This is a genomic window from Sphingomonas sp., assembly GCF_035944535.1.
In the GTDB taxonomy this organism is placed as follows: domain Bacteria; phylum Pseudomonadota; class Alphaproteobacteria; order Sphingomonadales; family Sphingomonadaceae; genus Sphingomonas_B.
Window position 1 is genome coordinate 327,866 of sequence record NZ_DASZBC010000003.1, and the last position, 6,233, is coordinate 334,098.

Annotated in this window: 4 protein-coding genes and 1 pseudogene; 4 read left to right on the forward strand and 1 reads right to left on the reverse strand. The window is 64.4% G+C overall.

The window, feature by feature from the left end; translation table 11 throughout:
• The first annotated feature begins 1 nt into the window (after position 1).
• The 4 genes from carA to VGT77_RS03480 all read left to right on the forward strand — a co-directional run bounded on the left by carA (position 2) and on the right by VGT77_RS03480 (position 6,079).
• Positions 2–1,243, forward strand: a complete 1,242-nt coding sequence (gene carA / locus VGT77_RS03465) for a glutamine-hydrolyzing carbamoyl-phosphate synthase small subunit (RefSeq protein WP_327459585.1) — start codon at positions 2–4, stop codon at positions 1,241–1,243.
• A gap of 238 nt (positions 1,244–1,481) precedes the next feature.
• Entirely contained in the window at positions 1,482–4,817 is a 3,336-nt protein-coding gene (carB, locus tag VGT77_RS03470; RefSeq protein WP_327459586.1) for a carbamoyl-phosphate synthase large subunit, read from the forward strand.
• A gap of 79 nt (positions 4,818–4,896) precedes the next feature.
• The gene (gene greA, locus VGT77_RS03475; protein ID WP_327459615.1) at positions 4,897–5,373 is read left to right on the forward strand and encodes a transcription elongation factor GreA; all 477 of its coding nucleotides are present in this window, start codon (positions 4,897–4,899) and stop codon (positions 5,371–5,373) included.
• A gap of 76 nt (positions 5,374–5,449) precedes the next feature.
• Positions 5,450–6,079 carry a rhomboid family intramembrane serine protease gene (locus VGT77_RS03480; protein ID WP_327459588.1) on the forward strand — a complete coding sequence of 210 codons (630 nt, stop codon included), beginning with the start codon at positions 5,450–5,452 and terminating at the stop codon, positions 6,077–6,079.
• Between the two features lie 78 nt (positions 6,080–6,157).
• Here the strand turns inward: VGT77_RS03480 and VGT77_RS03485 are convergent.
• Positions 6,158–6,233 (reverse strand): annotated as a pseudogene (locus VGT77_RS03485) (DUF4170 domain-containing protein); the annotation flags it as partial.

The following is a 6,233-nucleotide window of genomic DNA, read 5'->3' on the forward strand; positions in this document are numbered from 1 at the left end:
CATGGCCGACGCCACCCTCACGCGCGCACCTGAAGGAGCCACGGGGGTATTGGTCCTGGCGTCCGGCGATGTGATCTGGGGCCGCGGCTTCGGCGCGGAAGGCGAGGCGGTGGGCGAGGTGTGCTTCCACACCGCCATCACCGGCTATCAGGAGATCATGACCGATCCGTCCTTCGAAGGGCAGATCATCACCTTCACCTTTCCGCATATCGGCAATGTCGGCGCGAACCATGAGGACGTGGAGGCGAACCACGCCCATGCGCTCGGCTGCATCGTCCGCGAGGATGTGACCGCGCCCTCCAACTTCCGTGCGGCTGAGGGGTTCGACGCCTGGCTGAAGGCGCGCGGCAAGATCGGGCTTGCGGGCGTGGACACGCGCGCTTTGACGCGCCGGATTCGGGTCGGCGGCGCGCCCAATGGGGTGATCGCGCATTCGGCCTCGGGCTCGTTCGATGTGGAGGCGCTGCTTGAAAAGGCGCGGGCGTGGCCGGGGCTGGAGGGGATGGACCTTGCTAAGCAGGTGTCGTGCGAGGCGCATCATCTTTGGGAAGGCGGAGTTTGGAAACTGGGGTTTGGGTATGAGGGTGCGGAGAAGCGCCCCTCGACTTCGCTCGGGACGAGCGGAGATTCATCCGGAGAGGGCTCGCTCGTCCCGAGCGAAGTCGAGGGGCGTAGCTTCAAGCCCCATATCGTCGCCATCGACTACGGCTCCAAGCACAACATTTTCCGCAACCTGGTGAAGGCCGGCGCCAAGGTCACCGTCCTCCCCGCCACCGCGACCTTCGACGAGGTCATGGCGCATCAGCCCGACGGCTTCTTCCTGTCGAACGGTCCGGGCGACCCGGCCGCGACCGCTGAATATGCCGTGCCCGTGATCCGGCAGATGCTGGAGACGGGCAAGCCGCTGTTCGGCATCTGCCTCGGCCACCAGCTGCTCGCGCTCGCAATCGGAGCGAAGACGACCAAGATGTTCCAGGGCCATCGCGGCGCCAACCATCCGGTCAAAAGGCTGGCGGACGGCCGCGTCGAGATCACCAGCATGAACCACGGCTTCGCGGTCGAACGCGACAGCCTGCCCCCGAACGCTCGCGAGACGCACGTTTCCCTGTTCGACAACTCCAACTGCGGCCTCGAACTCACCGACTGCCCCGCCTTCAGCGTCCAGCACCACCCTGAGGCGAGCCCCGGGCCCATGGACAGCATGTATCTGTTCGAGAAGTTCGTTGGGCAGCTGCGGGCATGAAGCGTGCTTTTGCGATCCTCGCGTTCTCGCCAGTCGCTTGCGCCGCCCAAGCGCCGTCGGATGAGGAGTTGCAAAGAGCCTGCCAAGTTCCTGCAGTCGAGGTCCGCAAGGCGCTGAAGTTGGCTGAGACTAAGCCGGTGAATGAGCCGGTGAAAGTCGGCCGCTGTCACATAGAAAAAGGCGACGATGGACGGGTTCGGCTCGGCTTCATCGGCGAACTGCCTTCCGAGAGCAAGTAATGCCCAAACGCACCGACATTTCCTCCATCCTCATCATCGGCGCGGGTCCGATCGTGATCGGGCAGGCAGCGGAGTTCGATTACTCCGGCACGCAGGCGGCCAAGGCGCTGAAGGCGGAGGGGTATCGGATCGTGCTGGTCAACTCCAATCCGGCGTCGATCATGACCGATCCGGAGTTTGCGGACGCAACCTATATCGAGCCGATCACGCCCGAGATCGTCGCCAAGATCATCGAGAAGGAGCGGCCCGACGCGATCCTGCCGACGATGGGCGGGCAGACCGCGCTGAACACCGCGCTCGCTCTGTTCCACGACGGCACGCTCGACAAGTTCGGCGTCACCATGATCGGCGCCGATGCCGAGGCGATCGATAAGGCCGAGGACCGGCAGAAATTCCGCGTCGCGATGGACAAGATCGGGCTCGAGTCCGCGCGCTCGGCCATCGCGCATTCGGTTGAGGAGGCGCTGGCGGGGCTGGAAAAGACCGGGCTGCCGGCGATCATCCGGCCGAGCTTCACGCTGGGCGGCACCGGCGGCGGGATCGCCTATAACCGCGACGAATTTCTTGAGATCGTGAAGAAGGGTCTCGATGCCTCACCCACCAACGAGGTGCTGATCGAGGAATCGCTGCTCGGTTGGAAAGAATATGAGATGGAGGTCGTCCGGGACCGGAACGACAATGCCATTATCGTCTGCTCGATCGAGAATGTGGACCCGATGGGGGTGCACACCGGCGACTCGATCACCGTCGCGCCGGCGCTGACGCTGACCGACAAGGAATATCAGATCATGCGCAACGCCAGCATCGCTGTCTTGCGCGAAATCGGTGTGGAAACAGGCGGTTCGAACGTTCAGTTCGCAGTCAATCCTAAGGACGGGCGGCTGATCGTCATCGAGATGAACCCGCGTGTGTCGCGATCCTCGGCGCTCGCCTCCAAGGCGACTGGGTTTCCGATCGCCAAGGTCGCGGCGCGGCTGGCGGTCGGCTACACGCTGGACGAAATCCAGAACGACATCACCGGCGTCACCCCGGCCAGCTTCGAGCCGACGATCGACTATGTCGTCACCAAAATCCCCCGCTTTGCCTTCGAAAAGTTCAAGGGATCGGACCCGCATCTCTCGACCATGATGAAGTCGGTCGGCGAGGTGATGGCGATCGGCCGCAACATTCATGAGAGCCTGCAAAAGGCGCTGCGGGGGCTGGAGACCGGCCTAGCCGGCCTGAACGAAGTCGAGAATCTCGCCGGCGCGCCCAAGGACGAGATCCTGGCTGCGCTTGCCAAGCCGACGCCGGACCGGCTGCTGGTCGCCGCGCAGGCGCTGCGCGAAGGGCTGAGCGTCGCGGAAGTCCATGCCGTTGCCAAATACGATCCCTGGTTCCTGGAGCGGCTGGCGGAGATCGTCGCGGCAGAGGAACAGGTGAAGCGCGAAGGGCTGCCACGCGAGGCGGCCGAGATGCGCCGCCTTAAGGCAATGGGCTTTTCCGACCGGCGGCTCGCCTGGCTGGCGCTGCAGTCCGCGCACTTGCAGCCGGGCACGCGGCGTGCGTTCGGCCGCAGCTCCGGCCTGATCGGGGAAGCGGTCAAGGCGATGACCGGCGGCACGACCGAAGACGATGTGCGCGCGCTGCGCCACAAGCTCGGGGTGCGGCCGGTGTTCAAGCGCATCGACACCTGCGCGGCGGAGTTCGAGGCGAAGACGCCCTACATGTACTCGACTTACGAAGCACCAAGCTTCGGCGAGCCAGAGGACGAGTCCGCGCCCACAAGCCGGCGCAAGGTCGTCATCCTGGGCGGCGGGCCAAACCGGATCGGGCAGGGGATCGAGTTCGACTATTGCTGCGTCCATGCCTGTTTTGCGCTGCGCGAGGCGGGCTTCGAGACGATTATGATCAACTGCAATCCGGAGACGGTTTCGACCGACTACGACACGTCGGACCGGCTCTATTTCGAGCCGCTGACTGCGGAGGACGTGCTCGAGATCCTGCATGTCGAGCAGAGCCGCGGCGAGCTGGTCGGCGTGATCGTGCAGTTCGGCGGTCAGACCCCGCTGAAGCTCGCCCAGGCGCTGGCGGACGCCGGCATTCCGATCCTCGGCACCAGCCCCGACGCGATCGACCTGGCGGAGGACCGCGAACGCTTTGCCAAGCTGGTCAACAAGCTAAAGCTCAAGCAGCCCGAAAACGGCATCGCCCGCAGCCGCGACGAGGCGATCGCGGTCGCTAACCGCATCGGCTATCCGGTGCTGATCCGGCCCAGCTATGTGCTTGGCGGCCGGGCGATGGAGATCGTTGACGGTCCGCAGCAGCTCGACGCCTATATCGCGACTGCGGTGCAGGTCTCGGGCGACTCGCCGGTGCTGATCGACCGCTATCTGCGCGACGCAATCGAGGTGGACGTGGACGCGCTCGCCGACGGCGAGCAGGTCGTCGTCACCGGCGTGATGCAGCATATCGAGGAAGCGGGCGTGCATTCGGGCGACAGCGCCTGTTCGCTGCCGCCTTATTCGCTCTCCACCGAGATCGTGGCCGAGATCGAGCGCCAGACGGAGGCGCTCGCCCGCGCGCTGAAGGTCGTCGGGCTGATGAACGTCCAGTTCGCGGTAAAGGATGGTCAGGTCTATCTGATCGAGGTCAATCCGCGCGCGAGCCGCACTGTGCCGTTCGTCGCCAAGGCAGTCGGCACGCCCATCGCGAAGATGGCGGCTTTGGTGATGGCGGGCGAGAAGATCGCCAATCTGCCGCCGGTCAATCGAACTCCCAAGCATATCGCGGTCAAGGAAGCGGTGTTCCCCTTCGCCAAATTCCCCGGCATCGATCCGATTCTCTCTCCTGAGATGAAGAGCACCGGCGAAGTGATGGGAATCGATGACGATTTTCCTACCGCCTTCGCCAAGGCGCAGATCGGCGCCGGGACCAAGCTGCCGTCATCCGGTTGCCTGTTCGTCTCGGTGAAGGACGGCGACAAGGCCGCGATCGTCCAGCCGGTGCGGGAACTGATCGGCCTCGGCTATCGCGTGATCGCGACGGGCGGCACGGCGCGCTTTCTCCAAAGCCAGGGGCTGGATGTCGAGCAGGTCAACAAGGTCGCGGAAGGGCGGCCGCACATCGTCGACAAGATCAAGGACGGCGAAATCGCGCTGATCTTCAATACGACGGAAGGCTGGCAGAGCCTCAAGGACTCGCAGTCGATCCGTGCCTCGGCCCTCAACGCAAAGGTTCCCTACTTCACCACGGCGGCGGCGAGTGCGGCCGCGGTGCAGGCAATAAAGGCCTTGCGCGAACGCCCTCTTGCGGTGCGCTCGCTCCAATCCTACTATTCGGCCCCGCACGCCTGACCTCCCGACATCGCGATCGAGTGGGAGGCGGTCCAGACAATGGGCCGCCGGGCGAAGCAGTTTTGACGAAGAGGACATGATGGCAACCGTCGACAAGATGCCGATGCTGCAAGAGGGCTATGAGAAGCTCCAGGCGGACCTGAAGCGTCTGAAAGAGGAACGGCCGCAGATCGTCGACGCGATCGAGGAAGCGCGCGCCCATGGCGACCTCTCCGAAAACGCCGAATATCATGCCGCGAAGGAGCGTCAGGGCCAGATCGAGGCGTCGATTGCGCAGCTGGAAGATCGGCTAAGCCGCGCCCAGATCATCGATCCCAAGGATTTGTCCGGCGACAAGATCGTGTTCGGCGCGACCGTCACCTTGCTAGACGATGAAGACAAGCCGGTCCGCTACCAGATCGTGGGCGAGACCGAGGCGGACGCCAAGGTGGGGCGGATCAGCTTCAACTCGCCCCTCGGCCGCGCGCTGATCGGGCGCAAGAAGGGCGATGAGGTCGAAGTGACGGTGCCGTCGGGCGACCGCTACTATCTCGTCGACAAGATCGAGTTCGTTTGAGTGATCGCCTGTTCCCCGGCGCAGGCCGGGGCCCAGCGCCTGGTCATGGTTCCCGGGCTTCGCCGGGGAACGACCTATGGTTGAACTCCCTCCCGGTAAGGTGACGCAGAGCATCGTGATCGCCACGATCGCGGCGTTTCTGCTGGTTGCGATCGCCGGTTGGGGAGCAAGCGCGAGCCTTTATGGCGGCTTCATTCCCGCGCGGGTGAGCGGATTGCTGCAGGTGCCGGGCGCATTGCCGGTATGGTTGACGCCGCTTTCTGCGACCTTGCTGCATGCAGGGCTGATGCACATCGCCTTCAACATGCTGATGTTCCTGTACATCGGCCGCTTCACCGAAAATGTGATCGGCGGAGCAGCGAGCGCCGTGCTCTACGTTGCAGGCGCCTATGCCGCCGCCCTGCTTCACTGGGCGATCGATCCGCTGCAGACGGTGCCGATGGTGGGTGCGAGCGGCGCGATCTCCGCGACTTTCGGCGCTTATGCCGTGTTCTACGGTCGCGACCGGACCCGAGGCGTCGGACCGCTTTCCGGCTATGCCGTGCGGATTATCTGGCTCGCTTCGGCCTGGATCTTCGTCCAGTCGCTGATCGGGATTGCGGCGTTCGGCGGCGGCCAAGTCGCGATCTTCGCGCACATCGGCGGCTTCATCATCGGGCTCGCTCTGGCCCGGCCGCTCCTGCTCTGGCGCTATCGAAAGGCGTAACCGGCCCGACCTCTCCCGTTCGCTTCGAGCGAAGTCGAGAAGCGTATCTCGACTTCGCTCGATACGAACGGATGAAAGTTACTGAGTTGGCAGTTCCGGCTCCAGCAGCCGGTGCAGGTGCACCACGACATACTTCATCTCGGCATCGTCCACG